Source organism: Streptococcus mitis, from assembly GCF_003944325.1.
In the GTDB taxonomy this organism is placed as follows: Bacteria; Bacillota; Bacilli; order Lactobacillales; family Streptococcaceae; genus Streptococcus; species Streptococcus mitis_CW.
This window is the reverse complement of record NZ_RJPX01000001.1, coordinates 151,300-166,837: the sequence shown is the minus strand read 5'-3', so window position 1 is coordinate 166,837 and position 15,538 is coordinate 151,300. Positions and strand designations below refer to the sequence as shown.

Here is a 15,538-nt window from a genome sequence, read left to right as displayed (position 1 = left end):
TTTTCATTCTTATAAATAGTGAATCATAGCTTGCTGATCCTCGGTCCAAGTCACCTGACTTTGAACTCCGTATACAGTTTGCAATGACTCAGGGGTGATGGTCTCCTTTGGAGTCCCTTGGTAAAGGATTTCCCCCTCTTTCATCAGATAGAGATAATCCGAATAGCGACAAGCAAGTTGAATATCATGTAGGACAGCTAGAACATTGACCTTGAGATTTTTCACAATGGCCAACAAGTCTAGCTGATACTTAATATCCAGGTGATTGGTTGGTTCGTCCAGGAGCAAGAGAGTCGGTTCTTGCGCCAAGGCACGGGCTAACAAAACTCGCTGTTTCTCTCCCCCTGAAAGAGACGAATAGAGACGAGTTTTCTTCTCAAGCATATCCACCTTAACAAGGGCATCTTGAACGAGCGTAAAATCTCTTTCCCTTTCCTTCTGTAAAAAAGAGAGGTGGGGAGTTCTTCCCAGCAAGACGATTTCCTCAACTGTACAATCAAACTGCAGCTGGTTAAACTGGGTCACAACTGCCATTTGCTTGGCTGTTTCTTTGAGCGTCCATTGTTCCAGAGGCTTTCCATCTAGACTTATCAAGCCTTTGTCCGCCTTTTCCTGACGATAGAGAAGTTTAAGTAGACTGGTTTTCCCGCTTCCATTTGGTCCTAATATCGTGTGAAATTGATTCCCTTCAACCTTAAGAGAGACTCCTTTGAGGATTTTTTTCTCTCCTAGTCCAAAATGGATATCCTGACAAATCAAGTCCATATCAGACTCTCACCTCCCTTCGCCTATCTCCAACAATGTAGATAAAGAAGGGAGCACCTACTAAGGCTGTGAAAATACCAATAGGAAGCTCTGCATTTGGAATGATGATACGAGAGAATACGTCTGCCCAGACGACAAAGAGGGCACCTAGCAAGGTTGCAACAGGAAAAAGCCTCTTGTAATTCGTTCCTACTAACCCTCGAGCTAAATGTGGAGTAATCAGACCGACAAATCCAATAATCCCACAGGTTGCCACTAAGACTGCTGTTAGCACAGCCACCATGGTCACATAAAGATACCAATAAAAGCGTAAGGGAATTCCCAAAGTTAAAGCAGCCTCATCTCCCATCATCATCGCATTGAAAACACGATACTGAGTAGAGAAAAATAGAAAGGCCATTCCTACTACTATAGTTGGCAGGACCAAGTCTGCCCAGGTAGTCCCAGCAAGCGAGCCCATTGTCCAAAACTTAATGGTCATCACACTATCCGCATTAGCTCCGACTGAGATAATAAAGTTTGAAAAAGCCAGAAAGAGAGCGTTGACCACCGTTCCTGATAAAATCAGACTAGAAGTCGTCATTCTTCCCTGCATAGAGGCAATGATGAGAACAACAATTGTTGCCAAAATAGCTCCAAGAAAAGCTCCAAGGCTAATCATCACTTTTAAACCAAAAATGATGCTCAAGGTTGCCCCTAGAGTTGCACCAGCAGAGATGCCTAGGACATAGGGCTCTGCGATGGGATTGTTCACTGTGGACTGCATCACGCTACCACACATAGAAAGGCCTGCTCCTACTATCAGACCTAACAATACTCGAGGGAATCTCATGTTCCATACAATGGCAAGAGTAGACTTGGAAACCTCTCCTATCTCAAGAGGAAATCCCAACCTGCTCAAAATAATCCGATAGGTATCTCCTAGATCAATCGCAACAGATCCCATTGAAACTGCTAGAAAGAGAGAAATCCCTAAAATACCTAGCAAAATAACTAAAAGTAACACAAATTGCTGGTCTTGTCGGCTTCCAGAAAATTTGGAAAGCATGCAAACCTCCTTTGATAGAATCTTAAAAATTTAGAAAATTCTCATGAAAAGTATACCATATTTTCAACAATGGAACAAGATGAGAAAAATGAATATAGTTGGTCTTACAGTACTAATAACCGTAACCGAAGATCATACTTGAGTATATCGAGGTAAGAAAACAACATAAAAAGCCCTCTGAAGTCAGAGAGCTGATTTGAGCTCGGGCTAAAATCCTAGTGAAACAAAAAAATCTACACGGTCAGAAAAGTCTCTATCGTGCCATTTTCATACATGATATATAGTCCAAGTAGAATGAATACTAAGGGCACAATGATTCGCTCGTATTTTTCAATTGTCTCGAATATTAACGGAATAGAGGATAACACCCGACTAATCTCGCATAAGATAATTATGCCGATTACAAACACAAGCAACGCCACGAGGGTCTGTGACCAATCTAACGAAGCAAAATAAGGTATATAGATACCTAAATTATCTCCGCCAGACGCAATTGTCAGCAATGTAACTGTCCAAAACAGTTGATTTGCCTTGCTTTGTTCTAATCTTTCAATAATTTCTTCCTCTTCTTCCTCACCTTCTCCAACAATTGCAAAGCGAATCCCTAAATAGATAGGGATTAAACCAAGCAATCCAACCATCCATTCTTCAGGCACGAAATTAACGACATAAGCAGCAACTAAACTCGCCCCTACAAGTAAGCCTGTGCCTAGATATTGCCCCGCATAAATATGCCATTTTTGTTTATTCTGTGATAGCTGTGCAAATAAAATAAATAAAATAATTAAATAATCGATACTGGTGGAAATATAAACACCAATAGCAGATATGATTGTCTGTCCCATAAAAAACCTCCTGTATTGGTCAGTAATAAATCAGCAGATTTTAGGAGAGCACAGACACATTAATTTAGCTATCGCTAGTGGGTAATGTCGAACATAGGAAAGCATTTTACTCCTCCTCAAAACGTAGTTACAAAGTAATTTCTAACTGGAATTCGGTGACTACTTCCATGTAAAGTATAACATATTATACTTTACTTCGTAAAGTGTGGGCTCTCCGAGGGGGCTTGCAGACAGCTACTCGGCTTTTCAAGCCGAGTAGCTACGCACCTTTATGGTGTAATTAGCTGATACCATTTGAGGTTTTTGTAGTCTCCAAAATTGTGACCGATAAAACCTCAATAAAAAAGCCCTCTGAAAATCAGAGAGCTCCAGTCTTGCTGGATAAACCGTTTATTGACTAGGCGACGAGGCGAAGATTGTACAAAATTTTTAGTGAAACAAAAAATCTCCCCGAAGGGAGAAGATCTGGTTTATTTTACCTTACAGTGCTAGGAACCGTAACCGAAGATTATACTTGAGTATATCGAGGTAAGGTGACAACGCAATGTAAGTGGAAAATAAAGCAGATTAGCGACGAAGTCCTAGAGAGTTGATTAACTCACGGTAACGGTTAACGTCGTTTTTACGCAAGTATGCAAGCAAGTTACGACGGCGACCGATTTTCTTCATCAACCCACGGTAAGTAGCGTGGTCTTTTTTGTGTTGTTTGATGTGTTCGTTAAGGTGGTTGATTTCCCAAGTAAGGACAGCAACTTGAACCTCTACTGAACCTGTATCACCTTCGTGACGTGCATATTGTGCGATGATTTCATTTTTTTTCTCTTTTGAGATTGCCATGATGTTTCTCCTTTTTATTTGGCTTCATCCGAGTGACAGGTTGGCATGCCTGCAACCAAGAAGAAGTTATTTGTCTTTACGACAATCCCTATTCTACCAATAACTAACATCTTTGTCAACAGATTTACTTTCTTTCTCTTTGCTTCACTAACACAATTAAGATTGCCAATTTCTGCTAATATTACCATAGCTGATTACCAACGCCTTTCCAACAAGGAAATTCAAAAAAATCTACAAATATCTTGAAAATTTTCACAATCATGCTATAATAATCCATAGAGACAAGTCACTTAGTCCCTTTCTACTAGAGAGTGCGTGGTTGCTGGAAACGCATAGAAAGCCTAAACTGACACTACTCTTGAGTTTTTTATGAAAACATAAAACGGTGGCCACGTTAGAGCCAATCAGAGGTGTCTCTCTTTTTTGAGGAACATAAATGAAGGTGGAACCACGTTGCGACGTCCTTTCGAGGATGTCGCAATTTTTGTATGAGGAGGCTAACTATGGAGTTGCAAGAATTAGTGGAGCGCAGTTGGGCAATCCGACAAGCTTATCACGAACTGGAAGTTAAGCATCATGATTCCAAGTGGACGGTAGAAGAAGACCTCTTGGCTTTGTCTAATGATATTGGAAATTTCCAACGATTGGTGATGACAAAGCAAGGACGCTACTATGATGAAACACCCTACACACTGGAACAAAAACTTTCAGAAAATATCTGGTGGCTAGTAGAACTTTCTCAACGTCTGGATATAGACATTCTGACGGAAATGGAAAACTTCCTCTCTGATAAAGAAAAGCAATTGAACATTAAGACCAGGAAGTAGTCTGCAAAAAAGTCAATGCTTAAAAACTATGAAATAATAAAAAGGAGAACATCATGATTAACATTACTTTCCCAGATGGCGCTGTTCGTGAATTCGAATCTGGCGTTACAACTTTTGAAATTGCCCAATCGATCAGCAATTCCCTAGCTAAAAAGGCCTTGGCTGGTAAATTCAACGGCAAACTCATCGACACTACTCGTGCTATCACTGAAGATGGAAGCATCGAAATTGTGACACCTGATCACGAAGATGCCCTTCCAATCTTGCGTCACTCAGCTGCTCACTTGTTCGCCCAAGCAGCTCGTCGTCTTTTCCCAGACATTCACTTGGGAGTTGGTCCAGCCATCGAAGACGGCTTCTACTACGATACAGACAACACAGCTGGTCAAATCTCTAACGAAGACCTTCCTCGTATCGAAGAAGAAATGCAAAAAATTGTCAAAGAAAACTTCCCATCAATTCGTGAAGAAGTGACTAAAGACGAGGCACGTGAAATCTTCAAGAACGACCCTTACAAATTAGAATTGATTGAAGAACACTCTGAAGACGAAGGTGGTTTGACTATCTATCGTCAAGGTGAGTATGTAGACCTCTGCCGTGGCCCTCACGTCCCATCAACAGGCCGCATCCAAATCTTCCACCTTCTCCATGTAGCAGGTGCTTACTGGCGTGGAAATAGCGACAACGCTATGATGCAACGTATCTACGGTACAGCTTGGTTTGACAAGAAAGACTTGAAAAACTACCTTCAAATGCGTGAAGAAGCTAAGGAACGCGACCACCGTAAACTCGGTAAAGAGCTTGATCTCTTCATGATTTCTCAAGAGGTTGGTCAAGGTTTGCCATTCTGGTTGCCAAATGGTGCGACTATTCGTCGTGAGTTGGAACGCTACATCGTAGACAAGGAGTTGGCTTCTGGCTACCAACACGTCTACACTCCACCACTTGCTTCTGTTGAACTTTACAAGACTTCTGGTCACTGGGATCATTACCAAGAAGACATGTTCCCAACTATGGACATGGGTGACGGGGAAGAATTTGTCCTTCGTCCAATGAACTGTCCGCACCACATCCAAGTCTTCAAACACCATGTTCACTCTTACCGTGAGTTGCCAATCCGTATCGCTGAAATCGGTATGATGCACCGTTATGAAAAATCTGGTGCCCTCACTGGTCTTCAACGCGTGCGTGAGATGTCGCTCAACGACGGTCACCTCTTCGTTACTCCAGAACAAATCCAAGAAGAATTCCAACGTGCCCTCCAGTTGATTATCGATGTTTATGAAGATTTCAACTTGACTGAATACCGCTTCCGCCTCTCTCTTCGTGACCCTCAAGATACTCACAAGTACTTTGATAACGATGAGATGTGGGAAAATGCCCAAACCATGCTTCGTGCAGCTCTTAATGAAATGGGTGTTGACTACTTTGAAGCCGAAGGTGAAGCAGCCTTCTACGGACCAAAATTGGATATTCAAGTTAAGACCGCCCTTGGAAAAGAAGAAACTCTTTCTACTATCCAACTTGACTTCTTGCTTCCAGAACGCTTCGATCTTAAATACATCGGAGCTGATGGCGAAGAGCACCGTCCAGTTATGATCCACCGTGGAGTTATCTCAACTATGGAACGCTTCACAGCTATCTTGATTGAGAACTACAAGGGTGCCTTCCCAACTTGGCTTGCACCTCACCAAGTAACCCTCATCCCAGTATCTAACGAAAAACACGTGGACTACGCTTGGGAAGTGGCTAAGAAACTCCGTGACCGCGGTGTCCGTGCAGATGTAGATGAGCGCAATGAAAAAATGCAGTTCAAGATCCGTGCTTCACAAACAAGCAAGATTCCTTACCAATTGATCGTTGGAGACAAGGAAATGGAAGACGGAACAGTCAACGTTCGTCGCTATGGCCAAAAAGAAACACAAACTGTCTCAGTTGATGACTTTGTTCAAGCTATCCTAGCTGATATCGCCAACAAATCACGAGTTGAGAAATAAGAGATAAAATCCTAGCTAGCTAAAAAGCAACAACTGAAACAGCTGTTGCTTTTTATATTTTTACTCAATGAAAATCAAAAAGCAAACTAGGAAGCTAGCCGCAAGCTGTACTTGAGTACGGTAAGGCGACGCTGACGTGGTTTGAATTTGATTTTCGAAGAGTATTATTTAATCCAAGCTAGTAGTGATTGACCAAACCACCACACAAGACTTGCTTTCATGAGTTAGATAAGGTCAATATCCTTATTCCTTGTCTGCTTCATTTTCTTTTACGAGATCTTTTTGTGAATCTTTTTCGGAGAGTTTTTGATCGATATACTTGTTAATGGTCTCATAAAATTCCTTGGTCATCTCACCGTCTAATTTTGTCGAATTATGAACTTGATTGACTTTCAATTGAACAGATTGAATACCGTAAGAGACTTGTTTTTGGTGGAGCGTTTCTAATTCCTCTTCTGAAATCGGGTCTCCAACAACCGTCAAGACCAATTCATTGTTCCTTGACTTATAGACTTGATTAATGACCGTATGATTGGCGAACTCTTTTCCTACAAACTGTTTGATTCCTTCTTTTCGCGCTTGATCTATCGTCAGAGTGACTGCTGAATAACTAGCCGGAAGAATCAATAATACAATCAAGGATATCAACCCAATTCTCATTTTAATATTTAGCTCTTTAAATGAACTTAAGGGAGATTTTCTCATCAAAATTCTTGTTCCAACAATATTGATTAGCATGATAAAAACACAGTTGATCAAGAAAAGATAGAGAGCTCCAAATAAAAATCGTACATTTCCATTAGCTAAACCGTAACCTGCAGTACAGATAGGTGGCATCAGAGCTGTTGCAATGGCTACTCCTGGCACGATATTGTTTGCTTCTTTTTTCCTTGAACCAATTACGCCTGCTATCCCACCAGCAATAGCAATGAGAACATCCCAAATGGTTGGAGAGGTTCGTGCAATCAATTCGCTACTTGCATAAGATAAGGGAGAAATCCAGAAATACAGAGCCGAGACAAGTAAGCTGACCAATACTTGAGTAAATAAAACCTCTAGAGATTGCTTGATTAAACGCGTATCAAAAATAGCTAAACCAAACCCCAGTCCAACAATCGGTGTCATAAGAGGAGAAATCAGCATGGCTCCAATAATGACAGCTGTTGAATTCATATTTAGGCCGATAGAGGCAATAAAAATCGCACACATCAAAATCACTGTATCTCTTAATCGAACATGAAGATCATCATATAATTTCTCACGGTATTCACGTGTTGAATAGTTTCCGGTCATTGGTTATTCCTTTTATGTCATATAATCTTGTTTCTACATGGATGATGGTAGAGAGACTTCTGTCCAATCTTACATATTTTTCTTCTCACCTGTAATTCTTTTGAAAATTATCCTCTAAGTATCCGTCAGTCCATCCTTAACATTATATCAAAAATTTTACAGTCTTTCTCTGACGAAATCTATCAATTGAACAGATAGAGAAAGTTATCGTCAACCTCATGTTATCATCGACTACTTCAATAACCTCTAGAACCAAACTAAGCATATGATAAGCAAAGGCCAATGGAGAAATGCAAAAATTACAGGAAGTAAGAAAACTGTCAAGATTTGCTTGTTATTGGTTTGCTTAATCTGCTTTTGATCTAGACCTACCTTTTCGTTCGTGGTCTTCATATCCCTCAAAGATTTGTTTATAGTAGATAAAATAATTTACCAGGATACACAGTTAAAGATAGAAAAACCCAGTTGTTTTATCCTGGGCTCTTATCTATCATGCTCACTCAAGGACTAGGTTCACTTGAGCAAATCTAATCCGCACTGTCGTTCCTGTACCGACCTCAGACTCTATACGAATCTGGTGACCCAGTTCTTCAGAAATTTTCTTAGATAGGTAAAGTCCAAGTCCAGATGACTGCTGAGTTAGGCGTCCATTATATCCTGAGAAACCACGTTCAAAGACTCGGAGGACGTCACTGTTTTTTATCCCGATTCCTGTATCCTTGATACAAAGCTCTTGCCCCTCCATATAAATCTCTAGGCCACCTTCCTTAGTGTACTTGAGACTGTTTGAGATGATTTGCTCAATAACCACTCGTAACCACTTTTTATCCGTCACGACTTCTTTATCAAGGTCATGTAGATTGACATTTAAGCCTTTTTGAATAAAGAAAAGAGCGTATTTACGAATTATTTCCTTGACAAGGTCCTCAATTTGAACCTGCTTTAAGACCAAATCATCATGAAAACTTTCTAAACGCAGGTATTGTAAAACTAGATTGGTATAGGAGTCAATCTTGAAAATTTCCTGTTCTAATTGCTGCTTCAGTTGGCGGTCGGCTACTTCTGCAACTAAGAGTTGACTGGCTGCAATGGGGGTCTTAATCTGATGGACCCACAAGGTATAGTAATCCAGCAAATCCGTCAGTTTTCTTTCTGCGTCAGACCTCTGCTGATAGAGTTCCATCTCACGCGCTTCTAATTTTTCTGCTAAAGCTACTTCCAACGGTGATTTGACTTCCCTCTCCCCATAGAGAATTTCCTGGCGATAGACCTGCATTTCCACCAATATGTCCCAAGTGAAAAATAAGATGGTTACAAAGCAACAGAGAAGGAAAAAGTAGAGAAAGTAAATTCCCAAACTGGCAAATAAAAACTGAAAGAGCAAAACCAGAAACGTCAAAGAAAGTAGATAGACAAACAGACGACTACGGGAGCGCAGATAGGCTAGAAAAAATTGTTTCCAATCAAGCATGCTTCAGTCCGTACCCTATCCCTTTCTTGGTCTCGATAAATCCTACCAAGCCCTGCTCTTCCAACTTTTTACGCAAACGAGCCACATTAACAGAGAGGGTATTGTCATCAATGAAAAAGTCACTATTCCAAAGTTCTCGCATCAGGTCGTCACGCGCTACAATATTGCCTGCATGCTCAAACAACACGCGTAAAATCTGAAACTCATTCTTGGTCAAGTTCAAGACTTGCCCTTGATAATGTACATCCATGGATTTGGTATTGAGGATAACACCAGCGTATTCCAGTAAACTCTCGTCACGCCCAAACTCATAGGAACGACGCAACAAGCCCTGAACCTTGGCTAAAAGAACCTGCTGGTCAAAAGGCTTGGTCACAAAGTCATCCGCCCCCATATTGATTGCCATGACAATATCCATAGCCTGGTCTCTCGAAGACAGAAACATGATGGGTACCTTGGAAATCTTGCGAATCTCCTGACACCAGTGATAGCCATTAAACAAGGGCAAGCCAATATCCATGAGGACCAGATGAGGCTCCGACTGGACAAAAAGACTCAAAACTTCCATAAAGTCTTCTACCAGAACCACTTCAAATCCCCATTCAGAGAGCATTTTCCCGACCTGTTGACGAATAACCTGATCATCTTCTACTAATAAAATCTTGTGCATGCGCTCCTCCTTTTCTATTATTATAACAGATTTTTCCATGCTAGAAGGACTGAAACTGAATTTGACATAGCTTGTTTTTAGCCAACATAGTGAGGCAAGCCTAGTAGCTAATTTAAGGGAAATTTGATAAGATAAATAAAAAGAAAGGAGCTCTTATGGCCAATATTTTTGACTACCTGAAAGATGTCGCTTACGATTCCTTTTACGACTTACCTTTGAATGAGTTAGACATTCTAGCCTTAACAGAAGCTACCTACCTCACCTTTGATAATCTGGTCTCCACAAGTCCTCAGCGACTTTTAGACCTGGCACTTCAGGTTCCAAGAGAGCCAAACATGTTGACCAGCAAAAATCGCCTCCATCTATTAGATGAACTAGCTCAACATAAACGCTTCAAAAATTGCAAACTCTCCCATTTTATCAACGACATCGACCCTGAACTGCAAAAACAGTTTGCGGCTATGACCTACCGCCTCACTCTCGATACCTATCTGATTGTCTTTCGTGGGACTGATGATAGTATCATTGGCTGGAAGGAAGATTTCCACCTGACTTACATGAAGGAAATTCCTGCTCAGAAGCACGCCCTCCGCTATTTAAAGAACTTTTTTGCCCAACATCCTAAGCAAAAGGTCATTCTAGCTGGGCATTCCAAGGGAGGAAATTTATCCATCTATGCTGCTAGCCAAATTGAGCAAAGCTTGCAAAATCAAATCGTAGCAGTTTATACATTTGATGCACCTGGTCTCCACACAGAATTAACACAGACCGAAGGTTATCAAAGGATAATGGATAGAACCAAGGTCTTCATTCCACAAGGTTCCATTATCGGTAGGATGCTGGAAATTCCTGCCCACCAAATCATCGTTCATAGCACTGCCTTGGGTGGCATCGCCCAGCACGATACCTTTAGCTGGCAAATTGAGGACAAGCACTTTGTCCAACTGGATAAGACCAACAGCGATAGTCAACAAGTAGACACAACCTTCAAAGAATGGGTAGCGACAGTCCCTGACGAAGAACTTCAGCTCTACTTCGACCTCTTCTTTGGCACCATTCTAGATGCTGGGATTAGCTCCATCAATGACCTATCTTCCTTCAAGGCACTTGAACACATTCATCATCTCTTTATCCAAGCGCAATCCCTCACTCCAGAAGAAAGGGAAACCATGGGACGCCTCACTCAATTATTGATTGATACCCGTTACCAAGCCTGGAAGAATAGATAAAAAGCTTATGATAAGGTTTTTGCCTTTTCATAAGCTTTTTGCTTTAAAGAAGAATTCACTCCTTCATCTGACTCTCTGCATCAGCCACAACTTGCTCTAAACTAGTCTGACCAAGTTCAGCCTCCATAGCCAGCTGGATTCTCTCCAATTTTTGATCCAAAACATCATGAATATGAGCTCCAACTGGACAATTTGGATTTGGATTGTCATGAAAACTAAAGAGTTGACCTGTCTTACCAAGACACTCAACCGCTTGATAAACATCTAAAAGACTAATATCCTTGAGATCCTTAACAATATCTGTTCCCCCTGTTCCACGCGCTACTGAAATCAGCTCTGCCTTCTTCAACTGGGACAAGGTCTTTCTGATAATGACAGGATTGACCCCGACACTAGCAGCCAGAAAATCACTGGTTACCTTGCTTTCCTTCCCCTTGAGAGCGATAATAATCAGCATATGAGTCGCAATGGTAAATCTACTTGGAATTTGCATCCTCTTCTCCTTTTTACGAGGCTACCCTGCCTCTACTCTTCTTTTTCTTTTATTATACCCTTTTTAGTTGTAATGTCAATCGTTACCACTTTTCAACCAAGCATCTAATTCCCTATCATAGCCCTCTTTCTGGGCCAATTCTCTCAGAAATTCCTGATGATGAGTATGGTGGATCCCATTGACCAGACTTTCATAATAAACCTCAAAATAGGGAAGTTTGAGGTCTTTAGCTAGCTGCAATTCAGCTGCCACATCGTAGTCCACCCGTCGGAAGTCCATATCTACCAAGCCCTTGTCATCAAATTCTAAAATCATATACTGGGCTCGCAAGTCCTTCCGCAACTGAGCATCTAGAAAGAAAGGTTGCCCAATCGAACCCGGATTGACAATCAATTGCCCACCAGTCCCGTAACGAAGCAACTGCTGGTGAATATGGCCATAAACAGCAATATCACAAGGCGGATTGGTCACCAAGCGGTCGAAATCTTCTTGCGCTCCAGTATGAATCAACTCTCGCCCCCAGTTCTTATCAGGCAGATGATGGCTAATTCCTACCGTCAAATCCCCAAACTGACGATGAATCTGGAGGGGTTGATTGTGGAGCAATTCGATTTCTTCTAGGGAAATTTCCTCTAAAACATACTGGCACTGGCGCAAGAGATAACGTTGACTAGGACGAGTACTATCTAGTTCCTTGCGGACACCATGCCACAGACTATCTTCCCAGTTTCCCAAAACTCTAGCTGTAATCGGTAGTTGAGCCAACAAGTCCAAAATCCTTCTACGCCCTGTCCCTGGCATGAGAATATCTCCCAAAAGCCAGTATTCATCCACTCCTAGCTGCCGAGCATCTGCCAAAACAGCCTCCAAGGCTGTAGTATTTCCATGAATATCTGAAAGAAGAGCTATTTTTGTCATATTCATCTCCTCGTTTTTTCTCTTGCAATAAGTATAACATAAAAAGTCACAGCTAGAGAAATCTAGCTTTTTTTGGTATACTAGATAAAGATATTAGACAAGAGGAAACGAATGACCCCGAATAAAGAAGATTATCTAAAATGTATTTATGAAATTGGCACAGACCTGCATAAAATCACCAACAAGGAAATTGCGGCTCGTATGCAAGTCTCTCCCCCTGCCGTAACTGAAATGATTAAACGGATGAAAAGTGAAAATCTCATCCTCAAGGACAAGGAATGTGGCTATCTACTGACTGACCTTGGACTTAAACTGGTCTCTGAACTCTACCGTAAACACCGCTTGATTGAAGTTTTTCTAGTTCATCATTTAGACTATACGAGTGACCAGATTCACGAGGAGGCTGAGGTCTTGGAACATACTGTCTCTGAGCTATTCGTGGAGAGACTGGAAAAATTGCTTGGATTCCCCAAAACCTGTCCTCACGGAGGAACTATTCCTGCCAAGGGAGAACTCTTAGTTGAAATCAATAACCTCCCACTAGCTGATATCAAGGAAGCTGGCGCCTACCGCCTGACTCGGGTGCATGATAGTTTTGACATTCTCAGTTATTTGGATAAGCACTCACTTCACATCGGTGACCAGCTCCAAGTCAAGCAGTTTGATGGCTTCAGCAACACCTTCACTATCCTTAGTAAAGATGAGGATTTACAAGTAGGTATGGACATTGCTAAACAACTCTACGTCGAGAAAATCGACTAATTTCTCAAGTACCCAACCAACCCTGAAAGTTTTATTTTCAGGGTTTTATTTCTATCATTTGATTTTACTTTCATTTAGTTGTAGAATATTTGTAAAAAAGAAAGATATTTTAACATATGAAAAAATCACTAAAAATTTTTGCGACATCCAAATGGTTTGACCTCTTCGGGGTTGCTTTGGTCGTTGGGATTGCAATTGCATCTGGTTACCTCAACTCACGTCTCGACAAATTTGTAGACTGGGGACCATGGACTGCTCTTGTTCCTTTTGGATTGATTTCCGTAACCAACGTTGGGATTTCCATGTTGTCCACTCGTTTCACGGGAAAATTAAGCAAATGGGGAAATTACTTTGGTATTATCAATACGATTTTATCTGGTACCATTGATTATATCCTTGGAAATAAAGCGGCTATCATTACCTATCCTGTCACCTTCCTTATCTATACCTTTGCTATTAAGAAATGGGAAGCTTCGCAAGAAGGCAGACCCAACCAAATGAGCCAAAAACAGCTAAAATTGGCGGCCATCATCATTTCCATCATCGCCTTCCTCTTTGCCTTTGTGACCAACTATATCGGCTATGGGGGCAAGATGAATCTCCTCGCCTACGTAACAACTATTGCCTTTGCACTATCCCTCATTGCCAATGCTTTGAACGCATTGAAACTGACAACTCAGTGGGGCTTTTGGTTGATTTACAATTTCGTTCAGCTGACAAAGGCTGGCATTCAAGGAAACTTTGCCAATATCGGAAAATACATCTTTTATATCCTCAATGCAATCGGAGCTTTGTTTGTCTGGAACGATGAAGAAGTGGAACAATAAGAAGGAAATCAAATAAAGAAATCTAACAGAATCTCCTTACTAAAATTTTTTATCATTTTACTTGTAACTCCCATTCTTTTGGAGTAGAATAAAGCTAGATAAAAGAGGGAGGTCTTGTCATGAAAAAACTCTTTAGAATCCATTTTACAGCAATTGCAGTCATTGATTTACTACTATTTGCATTTTTTATCACTAGACTCGAGACATCTTTTGAGTGGCTCTTGCTCTCTGGTTTTATTTTCATCCTTGCTCAGCTACTTCTGCTATTTCGCTTGCTTGTCCGACTCAAACATCAATTCGCTGAGATTTATCCTCAAATCAGTAAAAAGATTCGCTTCTACTATTTAGGGGTTCTCTCCATTGATTTTCTATTTTTTGTCCTTTTAACCTTCATTAGTTCTCAGCGCTTTTACACTCTTATGCCAATCGTCACTGCTTGTCATTCTACTTTATATTATAGGACAACAGACTACCTAAGAGAAAACTATCCAGACTTTTACGACAAACACATCTCTTTGTGGGAGTGTCTCTAAGGAAAAGGAGGTTTTAGCATGAAAAAAATCATCTTCATCAAAACCATTCAACTCCTTATCATCGATGGAATCATGCTGGCATTTTTGACATTTAAAGATAGACTCACTTGGGATTGGATTTTGATTTATAGCGGTTGGCTCATACTCAATGAAAATCAAAGAGCAAACTAGGAAGCTAGCCGCAAGCTGTACTTGAGTACGGTAAGGCGACGCTGACGTGGTTTGAATTTGATTTTCGAAGAGTATTATTTTCTTTCATCCTGTACTGTTGATCTATCTTTCCAACCAACTTTGTGACCACTTTAGTCAACTCTATTCCCAGATTAGACCGAGATTCTGGCGCTTTGCCTTACAAATCCTCCTATGGGATAGCCTGATCATTCTCTCCTTGATATGTTTAAGTAATATTCCACTTTTCCTTCAAGGAGTTCTCCTCATCCTAGGCCATCTCATCCCTTCCTATCGTATCTGCCAAAGCTTGAAAAGAGACTTCCCCCAAGCCTATCAAGAACCGATTTCATTTTGGAGTATTTTATGATAGATAAGAAAAACCAAGCTGACTGGGCTTGGTCTTTCTTATCTATTTTTAGTATCAAGGATAATAGTGACTGGTCCATCATTGACCAGCTCAACCTGCATATCCGCTCCAAAGATACCTGTCTGAACGGGCACTTCTTGTGCTAATTTTTGATTGAAAGCATCATAGAAGTCCGATGCCATATCAGGCTTGGCTGCACCTGTAAAGGCTGGACGATTGCCTTTCTTGGTATCCGCAAAGAGGGTAAACTGTGAAATAGAAAGGATTTCTCCTTCAATATCCTTGACAGACAAATTCATCTTGCCTTCTGCGTCTGAAAAAATCCGCATATTGACAAGCTTTCTCACAGCATAGTCCAAATCTTCCTCTTGGTCCTCTGGTCCAACACCCACCAGCAATAAGAGGCCTTGATTGATTTTTCCCTGCACCTGACCTTGAATACTGACTTGGGCTTTTTTAACCCGTTGGATAATGATTTTCATAAT

The 15,538-nt window shown here is 41.0% G+C and carries 18 protein-coding genes and 2 pseudogenes; 9 read left to right on the top strand and 11 right to left on the bottom strand.

From position 1 onward, the window contains the following. Nucleotides 1-9: 9 nt before the first annotated feature. The 4 genes from D8787_RS00860 to rpsO form a co-directional block, all read right to left on the bottom strand. Entirely contained in the window at nucleotides 10-765 is a 756-nt protein-coding gene (locus D8787_RS00860; RefSeq protein ID WP_125420142.1) for an ABC transporter ATP-binding protein, read from the bottom strand. 1 nt (nucleotide 766) lies between these two features. Continuing rightward, nucleotides 767-1,813 (bottom strand): FecCD family ABC transporter permease, encoded by a 1,047-nt coding sequence (locus D8787_RS00855; protein WP_125420140.1) that lies wholly within the window; start codon nucleotides 1,811-1,813, stop codon nucleotides 767-769. A gap of 233 nt (nucleotides 1,814-2,046) precedes the next feature. After that, nucleotides 2,047-2,658 carry a CadD family cadmium resistance transporter gene (locus D8787_RS00850; RefSeq protein ID WP_049487351.1) on the bottom strand — a complete coding sequence of 204 codons (612 nt, stop codon included), beginning with the start codon at nucleotides 2,656-2,658 and terminating at the stop codon, nucleotides 2,047-2,049. Between the two features lie 567 nt (nucleotides 2,659-3,225). After that, the gene (rpsO, locus tag D8787_RS00845) at nucleotides 3,226-3,495 is read right to left on the bottom strand and encodes a 30S ribosomal protein S15 (RefSeq protein ID WP_001018251.1); all 270 of its coding nucleotides are present in this window, start codon (nucleotides 3,493-3,495) and stop codon (nucleotides 3,226-3,228) included. Between the two features lie 503 nt (nucleotides 3,496-3,998). Here rpsO and D8787_RS00840 point away from each other — a divergent pair. Beyond that, nucleotides 3,999-4,322: a hypothetical protein gene (locus D8787_RS00840; RefSeq protein ID WP_061439696.1), complete on the top strand. Its 324-nt coding sequence runs from the start codon at nucleotides 3,999-4,001 to the stop codon at nucleotides 4,320-4,322. A 53-nt stretch (nucleotides 4,323-4,375) separates the two neighbouring features. Next, nucleotides 4,376-6,319: a threonine--tRNA ligase gene (gene thrS, locus D8787_RS00835; protein WP_125420138.1), complete on the top strand. Its 1,944-nt coding sequence runs from the start codon at nucleotides 4,376-4,378 to the stop codon at nucleotides 6,317-6,319. Nucleotides 6,320-6,562: 243 nt separating this feature from the next. Here the strand turns inward: thrS and D8787_RS00825 are convergent, their stop codons facing one another. The 4 genes and pseudogenes from D8787_RS00825 to D8787_RS00810 form a co-directional block, all read right to left on the bottom strand. After that, complete coding sequence (locus tag D8787_RS00825) at nucleotides 6,563-7,612, bottom strand: DUF389 domain-containing protein (protein ID WP_125420136.1); 1,050 nt, start codon at nucleotides 7,610-7,612, stop codon at nucleotides 6,563-6,565. A 184-nt stretch (nucleotides 7,613-7,796) separates the two neighbouring features. Next, nucleotides 7,797-8,033: pseudogene (locus D8787_RS00820) on the bottom strand (ABC transporter permease); the annotation flags it as partial. A gap of 75 nt (nucleotides 8,034-8,108) precedes the next feature. Continuing rightward, complete coding sequence (locus tag D8787_RS00815) at nucleotides 8,109-9,083, bottom strand: sensor histidine kinase (RefSeq protein WP_125420134.1); 975 nt, start codon at nucleotides 9,081-9,083, stop codon at nucleotides 8,109-8,111. Continuing rightward, complete coding sequence (locus D8787_RS00810) at nucleotides 9,076-9,753, bottom strand: response regulator transcription factor (RefSeq protein WP_000548993.1); 678 nt, start codon at nucleotides 9,751-9,753, stop codon at nucleotides 9,076-9,078. Before D8787_RS00810 ends, D8787_RS00815 begins: the two co-directional genes overlap by 8 nt. A gap of 155 nt (nucleotides 9,754-9,908) precedes the next feature. On the opposite strand from D8787_RS00810, the gene D8787_RS00805 reads away from it, so the two are divergent. Beyond that, on the top strand, nucleotides 9,909-10,982 hold the full coding sequence (locus D8787_RS00805; protein WP_125420132.1) for a DUF2974 domain-containing protein: 1,074 nt from the start codon (nucleotides 9,909-9,911) through the stop codon (nucleotides 10,980-10,982). Between the two features lie 55 nt (nucleotides 10,983-11,037). Here D8787_RS00805 and D8787_RS00800 read toward each other — a convergent pair whose 3' ends face one another. Next, complete coding sequence (locus D8787_RS00800; protein ID WP_125420130.1) at nucleotides 11,038-11,475, bottom strand: Rrf2 family transcriptional regulator; 438 nt, start codon at nucleotides 11,473-11,475, stop codon at nucleotides 11,038-11,040. Between the two features lie 75 nt (nucleotides 11,476-11,550). After that, nucleotides 11,551-12,393, bottom strand: a complete 843-nt coding sequence (locus D8787_RS00795; RefSeq protein ID WP_185761608.1) for a metallophosphoesterase family protein — start codon at nucleotides 12,391-12,393, stop codon at nucleotides 11,551-11,553. Nucleotides 12,394-12,504: 111 nt separating this feature from the next. On the opposite strand from D8787_RS00795, the gene D8787_RS00790 reads away from it, so the two are divergent. The 6 genes and pseudogenes from D8787_RS00790 to D8787_RS12025 all read left to right on the top strand — a co-directional run. Further along, nucleotides 12,505-13,155: a metal-dependent transcriptional regulator gene (locus D8787_RS00790; RefSeq protein WP_125420126.1), complete on the top strand. Its 651-nt coding sequence runs from the start codon at nucleotides 12,505-12,507 to the stop codon at nucleotides 13,153-13,155. Then, a complete protein-coding gene (locus D8787_RS12030) occupies nucleotides 13,121-13,315 on the top strand; it encodes a hypothetical protein (RefSeq protein ID WP_125420124.1) in 195 nt (64 codons plus the stop codon). The genes D8787_RS00790 and D8787_RS12030 overlap by 35 nt, the downstream gene beginning before the upstream one ends. After that, a complete protein-coding gene (locus tag D8787_RS00780) occupies nucleotides 13,272-13,982 on the top strand; it encodes a nicotinamide mononucleotide transporter (RefSeq protein WP_185776720.1) in 711 nt (236 codons plus the stop codon). The genes D8787_RS12030 and D8787_RS00780 overlap by 44 nt, the downstream gene beginning before the upstream one ends. Nucleotides 13,983-14,101: 119 nt before the next feature. Next, nucleotides 14,102-14,515 carry a hypothetical protein gene (locus D8787_RS00775; protein WP_125420122.1) on the top strand — a complete coding sequence of 138 codons (414 nt, stop codon included), beginning with the start codon at nucleotides 14,102-14,104 and terminating at the stop codon, nucleotides 14,513-14,515. Nucleotides 14,516-14,533: 18 nt separating this feature from the next. Continuing rightward, nucleotides 14,534-14,686 carry a hypothetical protein gene (locus D8787_RS11375; RefSeq protein WP_185776719.1) on the top strand — a complete coding sequence of 51 codons (153 nt, stop codon included), beginning with the start codon at nucleotides 14,534-14,536 and terminating at the stop codon, nucleotides 14,684-14,686. A gap of 76 nt (nucleotides 14,687-14,762) precedes the next feature. Next, nucleotides 14,763-15,053 (top strand): annotated as a pseudogene (locus tag D8787_RS12025) (threonyl-tRNA synthetase); the annotation flags it as partial. Between the two features lie 38 nt (nucleotides 15,054-15,091). Here D8787_RS12025 and dtd read toward each other — a convergent pair. Further along, nucleotides 15,092-15,535: a D-aminoacyl-tRNA deacylase gene (gene dtd / locus D8787_RS00760; RefSeq protein ID WP_042900569.1), complete on the bottom strand. Its 444-nt coding sequence runs from the start codon at nucleotides 15,533-15,535 to the stop codon at nucleotides 15,092-15,094. Nucleotides 15,536-15,538 lie beyond the last annotated feature (3 nt).